Annotated in this window: 16 protein-coding genes; 8 read left to right on the top strand and 8 right to left on the bottom strand. The window is 50.9% G+C overall.

Annotation, left to right across the window (positions count from 1 at the left end; genetic code table 11):
• Window positions 1-391 (bottom strand): IS200/IS605 family transposase (tnpA, locus tag BR86_RS15755; RefSeq protein ID WP_081844246.1); only part of this gene is annotated, 391 nt, incomplete at its 3' end.
• A 406-nt stretch (window positions 392-797) separates the two neighbouring features.
• The gene (locus tag BR86_RS0111360; protein ID WP_031474007.1) at window positions 798-1547 is read right to left on the bottom strand and encodes an SIMPL domain-containing protein; all 750 of its coding nucleotides are present in this window, start codon (window positions 1545-1547) and stop codon (window positions 798-800) included.
• Between the two features lie 241 nt (window positions 1548-1788).
• Between BR86_RS0111360 and BR86_RS0111365 the strand changes: the two genes are divergently transcribed.
• From BR86_RS0111365 to BR86_RS0111390, 5 genes are all read left to right on the top strand, one after another.
• Window positions 1789-2178: a GntR family transcriptional regulator gene (locus BR86_RS0111365; RefSeq protein ID WP_242841607.1), complete on the top strand. Its 390-nt coding sequence runs from the start codon at window positions 1789-1791 to the stop codon at window positions 2176-2178.
• 200 nt (window positions 2179-2378) lie between these two features.
• Window positions 2379-3089, top strand: a complete 711-nt coding sequence (locus BR86_RS0111375; RefSeq protein WP_031474011.1) for an ABC transporter ATP-binding protein — start codon at window positions 2379-2381, stop codon at window positions 3087-3089.
• Window positions 3074-3883, top strand: a complete 810-nt coding sequence (locus BR86_RS0111380; RefSeq protein WP_031474013.1) for a hypothetical protein — start codon at window positions 3074-3076, stop codon at window positions 3881-3883. The genes BR86_RS0111375 and BR86_RS0111380 overlap by 16 nt, the downstream gene beginning before the upstream one ends.
• A 337-nt stretch (window positions 3884-4220) precedes the next feature.
• On the top strand, window positions 4221-6839 hold the full coding sequence (locus tag BR86_RS0111385; protein WP_031474015.1) for a cation-translocating P-type ATPase: 2619 nt from the start codon (window positions 4221-4223) through the stop codon (window positions 6837-6839).
• Between the two features lie 241 nt (window positions 6840-7080).
• A complete protein-coding gene (locus BR86_RS0111390) occupies window positions 7081-7446 on the top strand; it encodes a hypothetical protein (protein WP_038288611.1) in 366 nt (121 codons plus the stop codon).
• 114 nt (window positions 7447-7560) lie between these two features.
• On the opposite strand, the gene BR86_RS15305 is transcribed toward BR86_RS0111390, so the two are convergent.
• Both BR86_RS15305 and BR86_RS0111400 read right to left on the bottom strand, forming a co-directional pair.
• Window positions 7561-9504, bottom strand: a complete 1944-nt coding sequence (locus BR86_RS15305; protein WP_161767325.1) for an AAA family ATPase — start codon at window positions 9502-9504, stop codon at window positions 7561-7563.
• 214 nt (window positions 9505-9718) lie between these two features.
• Window positions 9719-10741 carry a DUF3089 domain-containing protein gene (locus BR86_RS0111400; protein WP_038288614.1) on the bottom strand — a complete coding sequence of 341 codons (1023 nt, stop codon included), beginning with the start codon at window positions 10739-10741 and terminating at the stop codon, window positions 9719-9721.
• Window positions 10742-11008: 267 nt separating this feature from the next.
• On the opposite strand from BR86_RS0111400, the gene BR86_RS0111405 reads away from it, so the two are divergent.
• Window positions 11009-11584: a shikimate kinase gene (locus BR86_RS0111405; protein ID WP_081844247.1), complete on the top strand. Its 576-nt coding sequence runs from the start codon at window positions 11009-11011 to the stop codon at window positions 11582-11584.
• Window positions 11585-11843: 259 nt separating this feature from the next.
• Here the strand turns inward: BR86_RS0111405 and aroE are convergent, their stop codons facing one another.
• The gene (gene aroE / locus BR86_RS0111415; RefSeq protein ID WP_031474025.1) at window positions 11844-12719 is read right to left on the bottom strand and encodes a shikimate dehydrogenase; all 876 of its coding nucleotides are present in this window, start codon (window positions 12717-12719) and stop codon (window positions 11844-11846) included.
• Window positions 12720-12887: 168 nt separating this feature from the next.
• Window positions 12888-13676, bottom strand: a complete 789-nt coding sequence (gene aroD, locus BR86_RS0111420; protein WP_031474027.1) for a type I 3-dehydroquinate dehydratase — start codon at window positions 13674-13676, stop codon at window positions 12888-12890.
• Window positions 13677-13791: 115 nt separating this feature from the next.
• Here aroD and BR86_RS0111425 point away from each other — a divergent pair, with 115 nt between their 5' ends.
• Together BR86_RS0111425 and BR86_RS15310 are read left to right on the top strand one after the other, a co-directional pair.
• Window positions 13792-14367, top strand: coding sequence for a chorismate mutase (locus BR86_RS0111425; protein ID WP_031474029.1), 576 nt, complete (start codon window positions 13792-13794; stop codon window positions 14365-14367).
• A gap of 236 nt (window positions 14368-14603) precedes the next feature.
• A complete protein-coding gene (locus BR86_RS15310) occupies window positions 14604-15818 on the top strand; it encodes an EAL domain-containing protein (RefSeq protein WP_051684773.1) in 1215 nt (404 codons plus the stop codon).
• Between the two features lie 151 nt (window positions 15819-15969).
• Here BR86_RS15310 and BR86_RS0111435 read toward each other — a convergent pair whose 3' ends face one another.
• A complete protein-coding gene (locus BR86_RS0111435; protein ID WP_031474032.1) occupies window positions 15970-16944 on the bottom strand; it encodes an NAD(P)H-dependent glycerol-3-phosphate dehydrogenase in 975 nt (324 codons plus the stop codon).
• Between the two features lie 402 nt (window positions 16945-17346).
• Window positions 17347-19752 carry a putative bifunctional diguanylate cyclase/phosphodiesterase gene (locus BR86_RS15315; protein WP_051684774.1) on the bottom strand — a complete coding sequence of 802 codons (2406 nt, stop codon included), beginning with the start codon at window positions 19750-19752 and terminating at the stop codon, window positions 17347-17349.
• Window positions 19753-19946: the final 194 nt, after the last annotated feature.

Raw genomic sequence — 19946 nt, forward strand, 5'->3', positions numbered from 1 at the left:
TCTTTTGGGTATCAACGTACCATTTAATCGTTTCGGCGCTTACATTACCTGCTGTACTTACAAAGTAACTACGAGTCCACAGGCTTGGCATCGCTCTAAGCTGTGGAAATTCTTCTCTAAGCAACAATGATGTACAACCTTTAATCTGCTTCATGATATTTGGAATACTCATAGTAGGCAACACACTCACAAAGATATGTACATGGTCTACATGACATTCAAAGGCAAGGATTTCAATTCCCTGTTTACTACATTCGGCGGTAGTAAGCTCTTTGAATCTGTCTTCAACACCTGGGATATTGAATATTTTCCTGCGGTATCGAGGGCAAAATACAAAATGATAGTTAATCAATGATACAGTTGTTTTGGTATGTATATATTCATTCTTCATGAGTATATAGTAGCATCTGCGTAGATGTTAGACAATATATTGTCTACACATACCTAAAGAAAAAGCGGGCTGTCATCCTCACGGTTAAAACCGTGGGTTTTCTCGCCCGCATAGGTTATAACAACGTCTGAAACCGGACTTCACTCTCCATCTCTTCCTTCCTCAGAGGAAGCCCCGCGGACTTTTCGTGCCGCCGTTCGTCACCGCAAGGTAACATTTGCCACTCAGCGGCGTCCGCATCTGTCTTACTCTTGATCGCGGCAATCGCCAGGACTTCGTGAAGGCACAGGCCTTGTCAAATCACCGGCGAAAAAAACGCTGCCCGCTTTTTGAATTGCGGACAGCGCTGTGCTTATCGTTCTGTCAGTCTCTTTTCTCCGTATCTTTTCTCCGTTTCTTTTCTCCATCACTTCAGCTCGTATGTCACATTGACTTCCGCGCGAATTGCCTGTTCGCCCGGCTGAATGCTCACCATACTCTCCTGATCTTTCGTCATGCCGGATATCATACTGTTTGTCTGATAATACCGGGAGCTCTCATCCTCGTATCCTTCCGTCACTGTCTTAATCTCTCCCAGCGTCTTCCCGGATGCTTTTGCAAGAGCCTCTGCCTTTACATTTGACGCATCGATCGCCTGTTTTAACGCCTCCTGATATTTTTCATCATATTGACTGGATGAAAAACTGATCTCACTGACACTGTTGATCCCCGCCTGAACGCCTTTTGTCAAAATGGTGCCCACATCCTCAATCTTCTGGTCGGAGACCGTGAGCGTCGCCCCTACCTGGTATCCGATGATCTGCTGTGTATTTCCGTATCCATAATCGTACTGCGGGTACATACTGTAATCAGAGGTACGGAGACTTTTCTCATCAATGTTCATCGACTTCAGCACCTCAATGACCTGATTCATTTTCTCCGTATTTTCTTTCTGGGTTTCCTCAGCCGATGCGCCTTCCGTGTTCACGGAAAAAACGATCTTTGCAGTATCCGGAACGACATTTACGCTGCTCTTTCCGGTCACGGTGATCTGATTCGTTACCGCCTGCTCCTTCGCTGTCTGTGCGCCTGCTCCCGCTCCGGCGCATCCGGCCGCACTGATCATCAGAAGTGCCGCTGCCGCCACTGCTGTTTTCTTATATCCTGTTTTTTTCATCTTATCCTCCTGTTCGACTGCATTTTTCAGACATTATTCTTTCTTCCATGCATCACTATTATATCAGAAGACTGCTCTGCCAAGTCTTTCTTTCGCCTGACAATATACTTGATAAGTTATTACAAAATTTTTCGTTTTTATTGTACTAATGCATTGACACAACGATCAGTGCGTGTTATTATCCCATTGTACTAATTCAGTAACACAATCATCTAAAATCCTATCCTGAATGGAGGCATACATGATGAAATGGGAATTCAAAGATGGTATTCCGATTTATCTCCAGATCATTTCACATATGCGAAATGACATCGCCAGCGGCGTCATGCCGCCCGGAAGCCGGATTCCTCCGGTCCGGGCCTTTGCCGGAGAAATCGGCGTCAATCCAAATACCATGCAGCGGGCCCTTACGCAGCTGGAGTCAGAAGGGCTCCTCTACACACAGCGAACCAATGGACGATTTGTAACGGAGGATGAGAGCGTAATGAAAAAACTTCGAGACGATCTGAGTGAAGCCTATATCCGTGAACTCTTTCGAAATCTTGAGCGGCTCGGAATGAACCGCGGGGACATTGTGGAGGCGGTCAGCCGATGGGGAAAACAGCCGGAAGACGCACCTGCCGGAAAATAAGGAAACCGGTATTTCTTCCATAATCAAACCGGCACATATATTCCGCACTTCGTGCTCCGCGATCGTTTGTCCGGCAAATATCCGGCAATGCAGAATGTACGATTCACGGTTGCCACGCCGTCATGCGGCGGAATACAGTTTCTTAAAGAATATGTTTTTATGAAAAGAAAAGGAAATTTCGAAAAGAAAGGAAAATTGGAATGAGTCTTCTTGAATGCAGAGGTTTAACCAAACAATACGGCCGAAAAGCCGCGCTTTCCTGTGTCGATCTGACGCTCGAAAGCGGACGGATCGTCGGCCTTGCCGGGCCAAACGGCAGCGGAAAAACAACAATGATCAAACTGATTCAGCATCTTCTGACGCCGACCTCCGGAGAAATACTGGTGGATGGAAAACATCCGGGAACGGAGACAAAAAAGATCGTATCCTATCTTCCGGACCGGGATTTTCTTCCGGACTGGATGAGCGTGCGTGATCTTCTCACGTTCTATGAAAAATTTTTCGCCGATTTCAACCGTGAAAAAGCCCTTAACATGCTCTCTCACCTGCAGCTGGAAACCGGAGACAATACCCCGCTGAAAAAGATGTCCAAGGGAACCCGCGAAAAAGTTCAGCTGATCCTGACGATGAGCAGGGATGCCAAAGTCTACCTGCTCGACGAGCCGATCGCCGGCGTTGATCCGGCGACCCGGGATTACATTATCCGGACGATCATCACCAACTACAGTGAAAATGCGCTCGTCCTCATCTCCACGCATCTGATCGCCGATGTGGAGCCGGTTCTGGACGAGGTCATTTTCTTAAAAGATGGATCGATTTATCTGCACGAAAGCACCGATTCGATCCGTGAACGTACCGGACAGAGTATTGATCATTATTTCAGGGAGGTATTCAAATGCTCGGAAAACTGATTTCTTATGAAATGAAAGCATTCGGCAGAATCATGCTGCCGCTCTATGGCGCGCTGCTCGTTTTATCCATTATTCTTGGTATCGGATTTCAGACCTTTCCGCAAACGGTTCTCTCCGGAAGAGGCTTTGCCGGCTTCGGTTTCCTCACGCTGGTCTTCCTCTTTGTCTCGGTCTGCATCGCGATCTTTGTCATGACCGCCACGCTTGCGGTAACCCGGTTCTGGAAAAATCTGATGGGACATGAGGGATACCTGATGTTCTCTCTTCCGGCCGGGATCGGCACGATCATATCGGCAAAGACCATATCCGTGCTGATCTGGAGTGCGCTCTCCGCAATCAGCGGAGTATTATCCATGATGATCTTCGCCATGTTCTTCATTCGGGAAATCCCCTCCAACGATGAACTGATGCGAATGATCCGGATTATCATGGATCGTCTTGGCACTTATCTGCCGGATCTGACCATGTTCCTGATCCTGATCGCCGTCGCTCTCGCTTTCTTTATTATGCGAATCTATGCGTCCATCGCCATCGGCTGTCAGTGGACCAGCCACCGCCTGATCGGAAGCGTTCTCGCTTTTATCGGTCTTCAGATCCTTGAAAACGGAATCGGCTCCATCCTGCTGGAGAGCGGTTACCTCGTCACGGAACTGAGCGAGCTCTTCTGGAACCTCGCCCACAACTGCAGTTCCGTCGGACTTCAGGCAATCTTTATCGTAAGCCTTCTGATCGGAACACTGATTTACGGTGCGGTCACCTATTACTTTATTGACCGCCGTCTGAATCTGGAGTAATTCCGGCGGGATCTCACCGAAGTAACGTCGGATTGCCTGCCCGAATCTCACATACATTTTTCACCTGAAAAGCCTGTAAAGTTCTCTCCCTCCGGAGAGGTGCTTTACGGGCTTTTAGTTTCACTTTCTCTCCTTTCTTTACTTAACCGTGCGCCGGTCTTGCGCGCAGGATCCGGATCTCCGCCAACCGGCGTTATTTCAGTAATCTAAAACACTTGACGTTCCGCTTATACTAATGATAACTTTATGTTTTAATACGATAAACGAAGCGCCCTCCCCGGCGCCGATCTGTTCCGATACCGATACCGATACCAATATCGATCCCTCAGGAGTCTTTATGAAAAACTGGCATACACTCACAGAAGAAAAAACCCTCGAATCTCTCGCTTCCCGACGCAGCGGTCTGACCGGAAATGAAGCCGAAGAGCTTCTGACGAAATGCGGCCCGAACGCGCTTGCGGAAGAAAAGAAAGAAAGTGCTCTTCGCATCTTTCTCGGACAGTTCCATGATCTCATGGTCAATATTCTCATCATCGCCGCTCTGATCTCAATGATGACCGGCGACACGGAAAGCACCCTGGTCATCTTCACGGTTCTAATCCTGAACGCGCTCCTCGGAACCGTTCAGCAGATCCGCGCCGAAAAGTCACTGGATGCGCTGAAAGCGCTCTCTTCCCCCTCCGCCAAAGTAATCCGCGACGGTCACCGCGTGGAGATTGATTCCGTCCGGATCGTTCCGGGGGACATTCTCATCGCCGAGGCCGGCGATCTGATCGTCGCCGACGGAAGGATTCTGGAGAACTATTCTCTTCAGGTCAATGAGAGCTCCCTCACCGGAGAATCCACCAATGTGGATAAGACCGACGGGGTTCTTCCGGAAGATCTTCCTCTCGCCGACCGGACCAATATGGTCTACTCCGGTTCCCTCGTCACATACGGCCGCGCGGTGATCGCGGTCACAGAGACCGGAATGAATACCGAAATCGGAAAAATTGCCGATCTGATGAATCAGACCAAAGACCGGAAAACTCCCCTTCAGCGCAGTCTGGACGATTTTTCGGCAAAACTTGCCGCCGGCATTCTTGCCATCTCGGCCTTTCTCTTTGTGCTCGGAATCTTCCGCGGAATGACGATCCTGAATTCCCTGCTCTTCGCGGTCGCTCTGGCTGTCGCAGCGATTCCGGAAGCACTGAACTCCATCGTCACCATTGTCCAGGCCATGGGCACACAGAAAATGGCCAGACAGAACGCGGTCATCCGAAAACTCAGCGCGGTGGAATCCCTTGGCTCCGTCTCGGTCATCTGCTCGGACAAGACCGGAACGCTCACGCAGAACAAGATGACGGTTCAGGAAATCTATGTCGGTGGCCAGCTTCTCCGGGCAGAGAATCTGAATATGCACAGCCAGACCCACCGGTATCTTCTCTACGGAGCCGTCCTTACGAACGATTCCACCCTCTCCCACGGGAAAGGAATCGGCGATCCGACGGAATATGCGCTTCTGGAAATGTATAACAAAGTGAAGGGACTCGCCCAGGAGGACGACGGCCTCCGCCTGACCTACGAGGATCTCCGCACCCTCCTCAGCCGGACCGGTGAGGTGCCGTTCGATTCCGACCGGAAACTGATGAGCACGAAACATTCCATTCACGGAAGTCCCACGGTCTTCACCAAAGGCGCAGTCGATGTGCTTCTGGAGCGGTGCGACCGGATTCGTATCTCCGACGACCGGATTCTTCCCATGACGGAGGATGACCGCCGGCAGATTCTTCAGCAGAATGAAACATTCGCCGAAAACGGCCTTCGCGTTCTCGGTTTCGCCTACAAGGAATCCGATGAGGATCTGACCGCCGAAACCGAATATCACTATACCTTTCTCGGCCTGATCTCCGAGATGGACCCGCCCCGCCCGGAATCGGCAGACGCCATTCGCCGTGCCCGGGAGGCCGGTATCCGCACCGTCATGATCACCGGAGATCACAAGGTGACCGCCGCCGCAATCGCAAAGACAATCGGAATTTTCCGTGACGGAGACCTGGCCGTGACCGGTCTGGAGCTGGACGCCATGAGCGAGAAGGAACTCGAAGACAAGATCGAAAAGATTGCGGTCTACGCCCGAGTTTCACCGGAGAATAAGATCCGCATCGTCGAGGCATGGCAGAAGAAAGGCAAAATCGTATCCATGACCGGGGACGGTGTCAATGACGCACCGGCATTAAAAAAAGCCGACATCGGCGTGGCGATGGGAATCACCGGCACGGAAGTATCCAAAGATGCTGCTTCCATGATTCTGCAGGATGACGATTTCGCCACGATCATCAAGGCGGTTGCCCACGGGCGGACGATCTATGAAAATATCAAAAATGCCGTCCTCTACCTGCTCTCGGGAAATCTGTCCGCCATCGTTGCAGTGCTGTACACATCGCTGTCCGCACTTCCGCTTCCGTTTCTGCCGGTTCAGCTCCTCTTCATCAATCTGGTGACGGATTCGCTCCCTGCACTCGCCATCGGAATGGAACCGGGAGCGGCCGATATCCTGAAACGTAAGCCGCGTGATCCGAAGGAAGGTCTCATGGACAAAAGTTTTGTCACCAAAATGATCCTGCAGGGACTCCTGATCGCCTGCGCCGTCATCGCAGCCTACCGGATGGGACTTCGCGAATCCGACCGAATGGCCTGTTCCATGGCATTCCTCACGCTGACCGGAGCAAGACTTCTGCACGGCTTTAACTGCCGTCAGAACGCCAGCCTCCTGCGGCTTGGCCTGACCAGCAACCCTTACAGCCTTGGTGCGTTCGGTCTCGGCCTTCTCCTGATTGCCTTCACGGCATTCACCGGAGTGGGACGGAGTCTCTTTTCCGTCTCAGTCCTGGACACTCCGCACATCGCGCTCATTGCGCTCTGTGCCGTCATCCCGACGATCATAATCCAGATTGTGAAAATTGTAAGAGACTGATCCCGCAGGATGGCCGATTGCCGGTCTTTTGCTACAATATTGTGACATTGTGTCACAAATACGTCATCATTTTGTAAGATTGCCCGAAAACCATTGATTTTACTGCATTTTCGTCCTTTTGTAACCTTTTGGCCAAGTTTACATGAAAGTTTTTTTGCTATAAAATTGATTCTGTTCACATCATATTGTGATACTTCAGATTTTGCATGTTCATTCATGCCAATCATGAAAGGGGAAAAACATGAAAAAAAGAATCGCTTTTGTAGCAATGATCCTCGCTTTGTCTGCAGGTTCCGTCCTTCCGGCATTTGCGGGGCAGTGGAAAAGTTCCGGTAAGACACGCTGGTATCAGTTTGACGACGGCTCTTATCCGAAGGAGAAGTGGGAACTGATCGATGGCACATGGTACTTCTTTAACGATAACGGATATCTCTTCCGCGGATGGCACAATATCAAGGGTTACTGGTACTACTTCGATGGTGACGGCCGTATGCTCGCAAACACCTGGGTCGGAGATTACTATGTCGGCTCCACCGGTGCCATGCTCGCAGACTGCATCACTCCGGACGGCTATCGCGTCGGTCAGGACGGAAAGTGGATCCCGTAATCGGATTGGCGATACGAATCGTTATATTTATGGTCATATTCATGGCTATATAAAAGAACAGAGTTTCCGGCAAGCGGGCCGGAAACTCTGTTCTTCTTATATATATCAAACCCGTCAGGCATTGCCCTTAAACGGGAGAATTACGCTCTCCGCAGATTCTTTCTGCATTGTGTAGGCCACAGCCTCCACGGCTCCGCTGTCCAGAGAAGCTCTCTTTCCCGGGCGGTCACTCGGCGGATTGGTGCGCCCGGCGATGATATCGTCGATCTCCCATTCCCGCAGCGTCTCTTTTTCCAGAAGCGTCTCCGCGATCTTCCGAAGCGTTTCCTTCTGCTCTGCAAGAATATCCACCGTTTCTTTATAAAGCCGCTGTGCCATTTCTCTCGCCTCATCGAGGATGAAGGAGTAGTCATTCGGACGGAACTGGGCGATGTCCACCATTCCGCCTTTTCCCAGTCCGTAAACCGCCAGATAGTCGCGGATCACAGAAGTTGCCTGTTTGATATCCTGGGAAGCACCGATGGTAATCTTATCCTGATCACCATAATAAATCTCTTCCGCCGCACGTCCCGCATACATGACGCGGATCATATTCTCAATATCCTTGCGGCTCTTGAGCTGCTCTTCTTCATCCGGAACGCGGAAGGTCACGCCGCCCGCACCGGAAGAACTCCCGATGATGGTAACCGACGGAACGCTGTCTCTGGTCAGAAGCTTGGTTGCCAGTGTGTGACCGGATTCATGCCATGCCACGACGCGGTTGACTTCGTGGATCTTTTCGCGTTTCTTTTTATTGCCCTTCATGAGGATCTTGAAAAATGCGTCCTCAATATCCTGATTCGTAATATACGGCTTATTGGTTCCGGCCGCGATAACCGCGCTCTCATTCAGGATCGCCTCGATATCCGCTCCGCTGAATCCTGCAGTTCTCACCGCAAGATCATCCAGATCAATGTCCCGTGAGAACTTCTTGTTCCGTCCGTGGATATCAATGATGCGGCGGCGGGCTTTCCGATCCGGAAGACCAACCGCAAGTTTCAGATCAAAACGTCCCGAGCGCTGGAATGCCGGATCCAGAGATTCCAGATGGTTTGTCGCACAGATGGTGACAACATTTTCCGAAGAATCAAATCCGTCAAGTTCCGAGAGGAGCGCATTGACGGTTGCGGAATACTCCTGGTTGTTCATCGCGTCGCGGTCGCCTGCAATCGCGTCAACCTCATCGATAAAGACAATACACGGCGAAGTTTTTCTCGCGGTCTTGTACAGTTCACGGATTCTTGACGCGCCGACGCCGACGTATTTCTCAATGAAATCCGATCCGACCGCCGTATAGAACGGAACGCCGGCCTCTCCCGCAATCGCCTTCGCCAGAAGGGTTTTACCGGTTCCCGGGGGTCCGTAGAGAATGATACCCTTCGGAATTCTCGCGCCGATCGCTCTGTATTTTTCCGGGTTTTTCAGGCAGTCCACGATGCGGAATACATCCTGTTTCAGCTCATCGACACCCTCGACGTCCTCAAAACGTACCCCTGTATTCTGCGCCCGGATCTTGGATTTGCGCTCCTCCTCCTTCGAGTTGGTCGCAAGCGCTTTCTCTTTTCTGGAACGACTGTACATAAAAATGCCGATTCCAAGAAATCCTATCATGATAAAGATCAGGGATGCCTGACCGATCCTGCTCGACGACTCTGAGCGAACCGCTTCCTGTCCGACGGAGAGCTGCTGGACCTCCGCCCCCATCACCTTCAGGTAGTTCATAAAATTACTGTCGGTGCTCTCGATCTTATACTGGCTGCCATCCTCAAACATGACATAATACTGCCTGTCCGCAGCATCGTACGCCGCGGAACGGATCATTCCGCCGCCCTCAATCTTTTCCTTGATATCATTTTCCGTTGCTGCCGTAAATCCGCTGAAAAGCGCGTTCTCTTTTTCCTCTTCCACAACGGTCTTCTGCTGCGGTTCCGCCGCGTAAGACGCCATCTGCAGACAGGGCATCAGGCTCAGTCCCGCCGCTGTCATCATTGCCAATATCGATCTCATCCATCTGTTCATGCCGGTCCTCCATTTTCTGTAAAGATCAGCAGATGTCCGGTTTTCCGGAAAATTCATCCGCATTTTTTACTGCCGTAATCCTTGCGAACTCTTCTGATATAGATCATTATCCCACAGCAATTTGAATAAACAGTGTTCCAACGATTAAATAATAATAAAGATTATTATTTTTTGATTTACGCGATGTTTCGTCTCGTTTTTCAGAAGAGCCGCATCAGCGGCTCCAGTAAGCTGAAATCCGCTTTGCTACATTGTCCTGCAGGTTTCTGTAATAAAACTCATAGTCGTAAATGTGGTAGCTTCCGTCCTTCAGAAACGAAAGTCTGGACGGATAATCTTCCTCCCGCAGTTCCGGAACTTTCAGGGTTCCTCTTGTCTCATCGATGTATCCGCCACATAAATTCGGAATCTCAGACTTCACGGTGTAGGAACTGCCGTCCACATAGACAAATCCCCGGTTCAGTTCCCTGTCTGCCTTATCCGGTGTGGTCGTCCAGTTTAACGGGTTGATGGAAAGCATTCTCACGCCTTTCGGCACGATCAGAGAGTCATCCATTCTTTCCGACTCACACTCGAAGCTGATGATCACACCGGTGTCATCCTCCGCTTCCGCCATGCGGAGCTGCGGATATTTTTCCGTCATCTCCTTTGTGCACGGCCAGCCGATCGCATAAGCAGCGACCAGTTTCTGTTGCATTTCTTCGTCACCAAACTCGTCTTCCATAAGGCGATAAATCATATCCGCCCCCTGGGAGAATCCTGCAAGCAGAATCGGCCGGCCATTGTTTTTGTCCGTCATGTAATGGTCAAATGCCGTCTTGACATCGATGTAGGCGAGATCCAGAGCGTCCTCCAGATTTTTCCCGCCCTTGTCGTAATCGGCGAGAGTCGCCATTCGATAATACGGAGCGTAGACAAGAGCATTCTCACAATAGATTCCGATTTCCATATTGGTGGCATTCAGAATCGCTGCCCTCGTCTGTCCGTCCGTGATGTCGGCATTTGTCCCGTCCAGTGTAGATGTCGGTGCAATAAAAAAGACATCAACATCTCTCCTTACGGACGGGCCTGCTTTCTTCCCCGCATCTGCAAGTTCTGCGCCGTAATACATCCAATTCTGCTGATCCGCATACTCGACTCCGATTCTTTTTGCGTGCGGTTTCAGAGCAAATACCACCGCTGCGCAGATCACAATCGCTGCCATCAGCATAATCGCCAGTTTCTTTTCCTTTTTCATTGTTTCCTCCCCGCATAACTTTCGTTATCTTTATGTAAACTATATCGGTCAAATCAGTTAAATCTTAATACTAATTAACATTTTTTTTGCGATTTTCCGTATTATAAAACATTTACATACCTATCGTTCCAATATATGACTTCTGAAGAAAGAAGTTGACGAATTGGCCGAAAGAATCTATAATTTCAGCATACGGTTTTTACCGCTATCTCTTCAAAGCATTAAAGTAATTTAAGCCATTGATTTGGCCGCAGATGAGGTACTGTGATGGAGAATCAGAATATTATTTCAAACCAAAAATATGATAAAAAATATGATGATTTTTCTTTTTCCGGAAACATTGCTCTGATCGGTTTCATGGGAACGGGAAAGACCACCGTCTGCAATGCACTCTCCCACATCTACGGCATGGAAGTTGTGGATGCGGATGCCGACATCGAACGCAGGACCGGCATGCGCATCAATGAGATTTTCGAACAGTACGGAGAAGAACACTTTCGAGACCTCGAAACACAGACTCTCGGCTCTTATGAAGGGCGTCAGAACACGGTCATCTCCTGCGGCGGCGGCGCCGTTCTGCGTCACCGGAATGTGGAAATCCTGAAGAGGATCAGCCGCGTTGTCCTGCTCTCCGCCCGCCCGAAAACCGTACTTTTCCGGCTCAAGGACGATGACACCCGCCCGAAACTGCGCGGTCATAAGAATACCGCCGACATCGCCTCAATGATGGCAGAACGGGAAACCCAGTATAAAAATGCCGCCGATATCATCGTTGATACCGACGGCAAATCCATTCCGGAAATCTGTAAGGAGATCCTGCGGAACGCAGCCCGCATTCAATGACCTCCCACTTCACAGAAACAAAGACCGCAAGCGGATTTCGGCTCTCCATCTCCTCCTTTCTGAGGAGCGCCTGCAAACTTTGCGCACCGCCGCCGGACACCGCAGGGTGACATCCGCGTTGGCGGAGTATGTCTACGAAAGAATAAAGCCCCGCTGTGATTCTCTTATTAACCGGATGAATCGCAGCAGGACTTTTTTCTGTTCTTTTGTTCTACTTATTCGTTTTTTCTTCTTAATCCTTTTTGTTCTTCTTAATTTTTCATGAAAATACCGCTTTCTTTACCGCATCCACCGGCATGTCGGTTCCGGTCCAGATCCGGAAGGAGGCAGCGCCCTGATACAGCAACATGTACATTCCGTTGAAGGTTTCGCATCCCGCCGCCTTTGCTCTCCGCAGAAGTTCTGTTTCGCGCGGCTCATAGATGATATCTGACACCGCCAGCCCCTCGTGGAAAAAGGAATCATCCGGAATCAGACATCCCGGCGTTCCGCTCATACCGATCAGAGTCGTATTGAGAAGAATATCGGCATCGGCAAGACAGGCATGGAGCGTGCGCAGATCCCGGAGATCATGAAGCTCCACCTCGCAGGATGTCTTTTCGTTCAGCTGATCCACCATTCTCTGCGCATCCGCGCTTTTGGCATTAACCCGTTTAAACACATCAATATGCTTCGCGCCATCGATCGCCGCCTGGACGAGAATCGCTCCTCCGGCTCCTCCCGCACCCAGCTGGACGATGCGGCGGCCGGTCGGATCATGTCCGGAATCCCGCGCACTCTCGACCCAGCCGGTGCCATCCGTGGTCGTTCCCGTCAGCACGCCATCCACATTTTTTACGGTATTGACCGCGCCCGCAATCTCTCCCGCCATCTCGAGACGGTCGCATAACTCTGCCATGCGGCATTTGTGCGGCATGGTGATATTCCATCCGCGGATGCCGAGATACCGCATTCCCTGCACCGCCTCCTCCAGATGTTCAGAGCGGACCTGAAATGCGACATAGCGGGCATCAATCCCATTCGTCTTGAATGACAGATTATGCATTGCCGGACTGATACTGTGTGCGACCGGATCCCCGATCAGGCAATAGATATCCGTGTGTCCCGAAATCGGGAGTTTCTGCAGTTCTTCCATTTCATTTCTCCTCTTTTTCCGGTCCCCGGCGCATCTGCCGGCCGCAGGTTCATCCTGTTCACCCGGTCCGGGTCATCGATGATGCCTTCGTTTCGTTTCCTGTCCTGCCCCGTTCTTCCGGATGCGGCAGTCCGGCTTCCTTATAGTCTACATACGATCTGAAACGGATCACCGGATCTGACTTACGATCAGTTCATCGTGAACCAGCCGGAGAGCCTTCTGAAGTGCCGATACCGGCAGCTGACCCGGAGCGGAAACCTCACCCAATGCGCCAAACGTCATGGAACTTCCGAACACCTCACCGGAAATTCTTGAAATCATGCCGCAGGGCCCCATACTCATTGTGATCAGCGGACGATCCGCATAATTTTCAAACATCTCCGCAGTGGCACTCAGAAGAACCGCAACATCCTTCCGGCTCTTCGGCATCACGGCAATCTTCAGAATATCCGCACCGAGATCCTGCATTTTCCGCAGTTCACTGACCATCTCTTCCGCCGCCGGCGTTTCCGAAAAATTATGTCTGGATCCGATCACCGGAATCCCGCATGCGTGAATGTTCCGAAGATTTTCTCTCACCGTTTCCTCGTCCGAGAACATCTCCACATCCACGCAGGAGGCGCCGCCGCGGGCCGCCATCGCCTGATTCAGTTTTGTATAGAGTTCTGCCGGGATTTCCTTTTCCCCTCCCTCGCGGGCGGTCCGGAATGTAAACAGAAACGGGATCTCCTGCAGAATTTCACGAAGCATTCTTCCGGTCTCCGCCGTTCTTTCCACGTCCGTGACCTCTTCATAGAAATCGGCCCGCCATTCCACCATATTGACCGTGCCCGAAGCAATACTGCGGATTTCCCTCGCTTTATCCAGAATTCCCTCCCGCGTCTTTGCGACAATCGGAACAATTACCTTCGGCATTCCTTCTCCGACTTCGACTTCACCGATTCTGACTGTATTCATCCCGAAATCTCCTTTCCCGGCATTGCTTTTCTTTCGTTTTTGATTTAAAGTATAAAAGCATGAAAGTATTGTAGCACAATCTTTTAAAATGTCAAATTTTTTACGGGAGGTTTCTATGACACTCGATGAAATTAGAGAACGCATTGACCAGATTGACCCGCAGATCCGCGATCTGTTGATGAAACGGATGGACTGCGCCTACCACGTCGCAGAGGCGAAATACGCGGACCACAGCACGGAGGTATATCGCGCTGACCGTGAAATAACAATTATCGAACAGCTCTCCGCTTCCGTTCCGGAGGACCGCAGAGCTCAGTACATTGCCATTATCCGCAAAATCATGGAAGGAAGCCGCATGTATCAGTACGGCCTTCTATATGATTGGAACGGGGAGGAAACGGTCTTTTTGCCGCTTCTGCATGGCATGTCGATTCCGGATTCCTGCCGCCGCGTCACGCTGACCGTCACCCGCGAAAACCGTCCGAATGCCATGTCCGAGGTGCTCTCCATGATCGGCGATTACGGATACAACATGGAAAAAATGGAGCTGACCGAAGACAATGAAGAAGCCGGCACCGTCACCTTTTCGCTCACGGTCCTCGGCAACCTGAAGGAAACCCGGATGAAAAAACTGATGTTTCAGCTCTCCGAGGAGTGCGATGCCTTCCGCATCCTTAAAATTTCGGAATAATCGGGATGTTTCAAATAATTCTCTTAATAAGAAAAATACACCTTATTTGATGTACCCCGCTGAAATGCATCCTTTTTCTCACCGATACATTTCTTATCTGACCCATGCCTCATACAAATTGGCAAAATAGTTCATATTATTTTGTCAACCTGATGAAATATGACCATGACCATGTTATAATAATATAACTGATTAATTACACGTTGATGTAATGGGTCTTTTGGGTGGAGTAAAATATGGAAAATCGACAGCAATGGATACGTGAGAATATCTCAGAAGCGCTGAAGAATCGTGAATTTGAAGCGTGGTATCAGCCGATTATACGGACTGCCAGCGGCGCGGTGAGCAATTACGAGGCACTGGCCCGATGGAGAAGTCCCAAACTTGGTCTTGTGCATCCGACGGAGTTTATTCCGGTCCTGGAAGAAATGAATATGAATGCGCAGCTGGACGAAATGATGCTGTGCAACGTTCTCACGGACATTCAGAAACTCATGATCGAAGGTCGCGATGTACCGCCGATCTCCGTCAATCTGTCACAGACGGATTTTAAAGACGAATCCGTCGTCGACCGGCTGATTGTTCTGGTGAATCTCTCTCAGGTTCCGCACGACAAAATCATCTTTGAGATCACCGAGAGCGCCTGCGTAGATTCGCCGGATGTCCTCAAGGATGCAATCCGCAAATTTCATACAGCCGGTTTTTCGGTATGGATGGATGACTTCGGAAGCGGTTATTCCTCTTTGAACGCATTGTCGCAGTATGACTTTGATCTGATCAAATCCGACATATGCTTTCTCAAGTCTTTCCATTCCGGAGGGAAATCCGCAACCGTTCTGGAGCATGTACTCTCCATGGCGCAGGATCTTCATATGATGACACTTGTGGAAGGGGTGGAAAGCCACGAGCATGTCAATTTTCTGAAGAAACTGTCCTGTGACCGTATGCAGGGATTTCTGTTTCAGAAACCGGCACCGATCGCATATTACAAGCAGCAGGCAAAGGTCAACCCGAACTTCCCGTTTTTTAAGGGTGAAAAAAAACAGGAGGCCGAGTATTACGATTCCATCCGGTTTAAAGAGCCGGGACCGGCTACCATGCCGGAGGAACTGGCCCGCTATATGAAGATTCCGGCTCAGGCCACGCTTGAACTGACGGACAATGACTTCCGTCTCCTCTTTTCCAATGCTGAGTTTCTGGAATTTATGAATGACCACGGTGTCAAAAAAGACTGTTTTTCCGACTCTTCCTTCCGCAAACTCTGGGCGGTTGAAGCCGGTCCGGTCATCCGCACCATCGTGGAGACAAGCCGGAAAAATCATTCATGGGAAATGTTCGTGGACGAACTGAATGGCGTCAAGGTCATGGGCTGGCTCTATGCCATTGATGAAGATCCTTCCAGGGGAGCCATCTCGTTTAAGGTGGTTTTCCCGCCGCAGTTTCACATATAATGGTCATCCTTTGCGGTCTATCCGATCCGATTTGCCGCAAAGACTTCCGTTTCGATGACAGTGTTTTTTATCCGCCGGGTTCTGTGGAACCCGGCTTTTTTCACGGATAATCTCTCCGCGCTGACGCGAATTCCGTTCCGCGCTGCGATTCTTACTCGGTCTCTGCTTTTTTTCTCCGGTGCATCAGCTCCGATACCGTCTCTTTCGGATCCGCTCCCTCTTTGATGATGGAGTTGACCGCACGGGCAATGGGCATTTCCACATGATACCGCTCAGCCAGTTTCATGGCAGCCGGAAGCATGTTGACGCCCTCAACGACCTGACCGACTTTCGCGATCGCAATCTCCGGCTCATATCCCTCTTTTCCGATAAAATGACCGCACCGGTAGTTACGGCTGAGGGTACTGGTCGCCGTCGCCACAAGATCACCGAGCCCGGCAAGGCCGGCAAAAGTTGCCTCATGGCATCCCATGGCTTTTCCAAGACGGATCATCTCGGCCAGACCTCTGGTGATGAGTGCCGCCCGCGCATTGAAGCCGAAACCGAGACCGTCAGAGATTCCGGTGGCAAGCGCAATGACATTTTTCAAAGCGCCGCAGAGCTCTACTCCTTTGACATCATCGCTGGTGTAGGCCCGCATACTGTCGCACATAATCGCGTCCTGAACCATCTCCGCCGCTTCCGGATCATCACTTGCCGAGAGGATTGTCGTCGGATGGCGCATAACCACCTCCGCAGCCAGCGTCGGCCCCGACAGCGCGACGATGGGCACGTTTCCGAGTTCCTCCCGCAGAATATCCGTCATGGTGCAGAGGGTGTCGGACTCAACGCCCTTCACCGCGCTGACAACGATCTGGTCCGGCCGGATATAAGGGCGAATCTGTGCCGCCACGCTCCTCACATATATGGAAGAGACCACAAACAGAACGATCTGCCGGTCCTCCGTCGCCTCCTTAAGATCCGCCGTAATCTGCAGTTTCGGTGCCCCCGGTGTACGCTCTCTCTTCAGATTTTCCGCTTTGAAGGCACTGGACGACCACAATATTACATCATTTCCGTTTTCCGAGAGAAGGTCTGCAAGGGCAAGCCCCCAGGCACCGGCTCCCAAAACTCCGATTTTTCGCATTCTCTTTCTCCATTTCACTGCAGCAATCTGCCCGGACGCACCGCTCCCCGTCTGTTGCCGTTACGGGAGTTTTAGCGCTCAGGCCTGTCTATTATACCACATAAGCCACGAGCCATGCGAGCGTTTACGCTCATATGGCGACGGCATGACATAACAGTCGCGGAGCGGCTGTTATACCACATAAGCCATACGCCATGCGAACGTTTACGCTCATATGGCGACGGCGTGCGCATCCTCGCGGAGCTTTTTTACGTTATAGGAAAGTGCAAAGCATTGTCTAAAAAAGGCACATCCCCGGCCGTGTCGCCGGAAGGATGTGCCTTCCATCTACCTCTTTCTCATCGCTTTGTATTGATACGATGAAATGTCCTCGCTGCTGCAGCAATGCGGGGTTCTCTCTCTTTATCGACTGCCCTCTTCCACATTGACCACATCGCGCGTCACGGTTCCAAATGCCGTGTCGGACATCGTCAGTTTCACAAGGGTCTTATTCTTTCGGCGATTCAGAATCTGAAGTCCAATCCCGAGGTAATACTCCCGGTACCGGAAGGTAAAATTCGTCTTTCCGCCGTTTTCCTCCGCTTTCCGGATCTGCTCCCGGAAGGTATGAGTATAGCGGTTGATCCGTGCGAGAACCTCATCAATCGAGTTCTCTCCCATTTTCCGGAGCACCGCCAGATACTCCTCGTTCATGGTTACATAGCGAAATCGTGTGCCGTCATCCTCCATGACCGCGTAAGCCTCTTCGACGTGAACCATACGCAGTCCCGCGCCGGTCAGGTATTCGGCGTCTTCCCGGCTTTCCGGCCCGATCCCGAGTTCCCGGAGATGTTCCATGATCTCCTCGTACGGCATGGGCCGTCCGAAATAATACCCCTGAACCTCCTCGCAGCCGATCCGGTTCAGGAATTCAAACTGCTCTTCCGTTTCCACGCCTTCCGCCAGCGTATGAATGCCGATGCATTTTGCCATCTGGACAATGGATTCGATGATTTTTCTGGATCGCTGATTAAACTTCGACAGGAAGACCATATCGATCTTCAGCTGATCAAAGTCATAGTCCTTCAGCGCATTCAGGGACGAATAACCGCTTCCGAAATCATCCATCCGGACCTGGAAACCTGCCCCGTGAAATTTACCGATCTCCCGCTCGATCATCTCATCGTTCGACGCAAGCATTGTCTCCGTGATCTCCACATGAAGCATTTCGTGCGGCACACCGTATCGCTCCGTTGTCTCGAGAATAAACCGGAACATATCACACATCTGGAAATCCAGCCGTGACAGGTTGAAGGACACCGGAACCGGCGTCCCGCCTTCTCTCAGAATCTGCCGGTATCGGACGCAGATCTGGCGGATCACTTCACAGTCCAGCCTGTGAATCAGATGGGAGCGCTCCAGCGCCGGAATAAAGCGGTAGGGCGGAAGAAAGCCGAGCTCTGCACTGTGCCACCGGGCCAATGCCTCAAATCCGCACAGTTCGCGGCTCAGAGTTCGAATCTGCGGCTGATAGAACACTTCAATCTCACCGTTTGCAATCGCGTCATCGATATGGTCGACAATATATTTCCGATCCTGAAGCGTCCGTTCGATCTCCGCATCATAGTACTGATAGCTGCGGGTGACATCTTCGTGTATCAGATCGCAAGCGGTTTTTGCCTGATCCAGAATCATGGAGATATCAATCTCCTCTTCCGGAAGAATTCTCCGGACGCCGGCCTTGATCACGATCCTGACGACGCGGTCCAGCTGCGCCGCCATCGGTGCGGCCGACATCATTTTCTCCTCCAGACCGTTTTCCGATGTAATAATCGCATAGTGATCATCGGACAGACGCGCGATCAGCTCGTTTCCGTACACCTGCCGCAGAACCTCTCCAACTCTCCTTAAAAGCTCATCTCCGTCCTGAAATCCGTTCTTGGCATTATAAAGTTTCATCTCATTGATGTCGTAAAACAGACAGACCGGTATCTCACCGCTGCCACGGAGAATTGCAATCCTTTCACCGGCTTTCAGTTCAAAATACGCCTGATTGACCAGACCGGTCAGCCGGTCGATGTAGACGTTGTCCAATTCATCTGCCCGGATGACAAAGGCTTCCTCTCCCGCCCAGACGGCTTCCCTGACATTGAGAACAATCGGACGGCCGGCAGCAATCTCGGTGGCGATCTGCGGGCCTTTTCCGCAGACCGAACGGAAATACCCCTCTTTTCCCCCGGATTTTTTCCCAAAAAAATATTCCCAGAAATTCACACCGCTGTCATATCCCTTGACCGGCGGAAGAATCTGCGTAAACGCAATATTGGCATACAGAACCTGGGACCGGTCCCGGGTCACAATACAGGTCGCCTGTGGATCCAGATTATAAAAATCTTCCAGCGATGAGTTGAAAACCTTTTTTACGTTTTCCGTGGAAGTAATCGCCCGGGTGATATTGTTGTATCGAACCACGCCGAGAACCGTTCCCTCCGGCGTGCGGACATGGGCCCCCACCGCATGAAGAACCTGATACTCTTCCGAAAAAGAAAACTTTTCACGGTAGACCACATCGTATTCTCCGCCTTCCGTTGCAAAGCGAAGCGACGCCTGGGCAATGACATATGCGTCCTGCGGATGAACATTCGCATACATATCATTTTCCAGCCGGTCCATGAGTTCTTCTCTCGACATCCGCGTCAGCTCACAGAGCCCCCGCGTGACGAAAAGAACATGAATTTTCCCATTACAGTACTGATATACGGCAAACGGAATAACCGCCTCCTCATACGCTTTCCGAATGTAAGGACGGAACTGATACAACTCTCCCATAGTTTTATTCTCCTGGCCCGACCGGAACCGGTTTGATCGGAACTCGTGTCCGGGCCGTCAATGAAGTATGAACCTTCTCTTTCAGACTTCATCTGCTCTGAACGGTTTCTTTTTTCCATAGCTCAATGCACAATATAAAATATCATCGGTTCCGCGCCGTCCGATATAAGCTGAAGTCCTTGATTTCTTCCCGG

Origin of the sequence: [Clostridium] aminophilum DSM 10710, assembly GCF_000711825.1 — a bacterium.
GTDB classification, from domain to species: domain Bacteria; phylum Bacillota; class Clostridia; order Lachnospirales; family Lachnospiraceae; genus Clostridium_R; species Clostridium_R aminophilum.

Bases quoted from the DNA above. Each gene is read 5' to 3' on its own strand.
- BR86_RS0111360 (WP_031474007.1), bottom strand. From the start codon at position 1,547: ATGAAAAAAACAGGATATAAGAAAACAGCAGTGGCGGCAGCGGCACTT.
- BR86_RS0111365 (WP_242841607.1), top strand. From the start codon at position 1,789: ATGATGAAATGGGAATTCAAAGATGGTATTCCGATTTATCTCCAGATC.
- BR86_RS0111375 (WP_031474011.1), top strand. From the start codon at position 2,379: ATGAGTCTTCTTGAATGCAGAGGTTTAACCAAACAATACGGCCGAAAA.
- BR86_RS0111380 (WP_031474013.1), top strand. From the start codon at position 3,074: ATGCTCGGAAAACTGATTTCTTATGAAATGAAAGCATTCGGCAGAATC.
- BR86_RS0111385 (WP_031474015.1), top strand. From the start codon at position 4,221: ATGAAAAACTGGCATACACTCACAGAAGAAAAAACCCTCGAATCTCTC.
- BR86_RS0111390 (WP_038288611.1), top strand. From the start codon at position 7,081: ATGAAAAAAAGAATCGCTTTTGTAGCAATGATCCTCGCTTTGTCTGCA.
- BR86_RS15305 (WP_161767325.1), bottom strand. From the start codon at position 9,504: ATGAACAGATGGATGAGATCGATATTGGCAATGATGACAGCGGCGGGA.
- BR86_RS0111400 (WP_038288614.1), bottom strand. From the start codon at position 10,741: ATGAAAAAGGAAAAGAAACTGGCGATTATGCTGATGGCAGCGATTGTG.
- BR86_RS0111405 (WP_081844247.1), top strand. From the start codon at position 11,009: ATGGAGAATCAGAATATTATTTCAAACCAAAAATATGATAAAAAATAT.
- aroE (WP_031474025.1), bottom strand. From the start codon at position 12,719: ATGGAAGAACTGCAGAAACTCCCGATTTCGGGACACACGGATATCTAT.
- aroD (WP_031474027.1), bottom strand. From the start codon at position 13,676: ATGAATACAGTCAGAATCGGTGAAGTCGAAGTCGGAGAAGGAATGCCG.
- BR86_RS0111425 (WP_031474029.1), top strand. From the start codon at position 13,792: ATGACACTCGATGAAATTAGAGAACGCATTGACCAGATTGACCCGCAG.
- BR86_RS15310 (WP_051684773.1), top strand. From the start codon at position 14,604: ATGGAAAATCGACAGCAATGGATACGTGAGAATATCTCAGAAGCGCTG.
- BR86_RS0111435 (WP_031474032.1), bottom strand. From the start codon at position 16,944: ATGCGAAAAATCGGAGTTTTGGGAGCCGGTGCCTGGGGGCTTGCCCTT.
- BR86_RS15315 (WP_051684774.1), bottom strand. From the start codon at position 19,752: ATGGGAGAGTTGTATCAGTTCCGTCCTTACATTCGGAAAGCGTATGAG.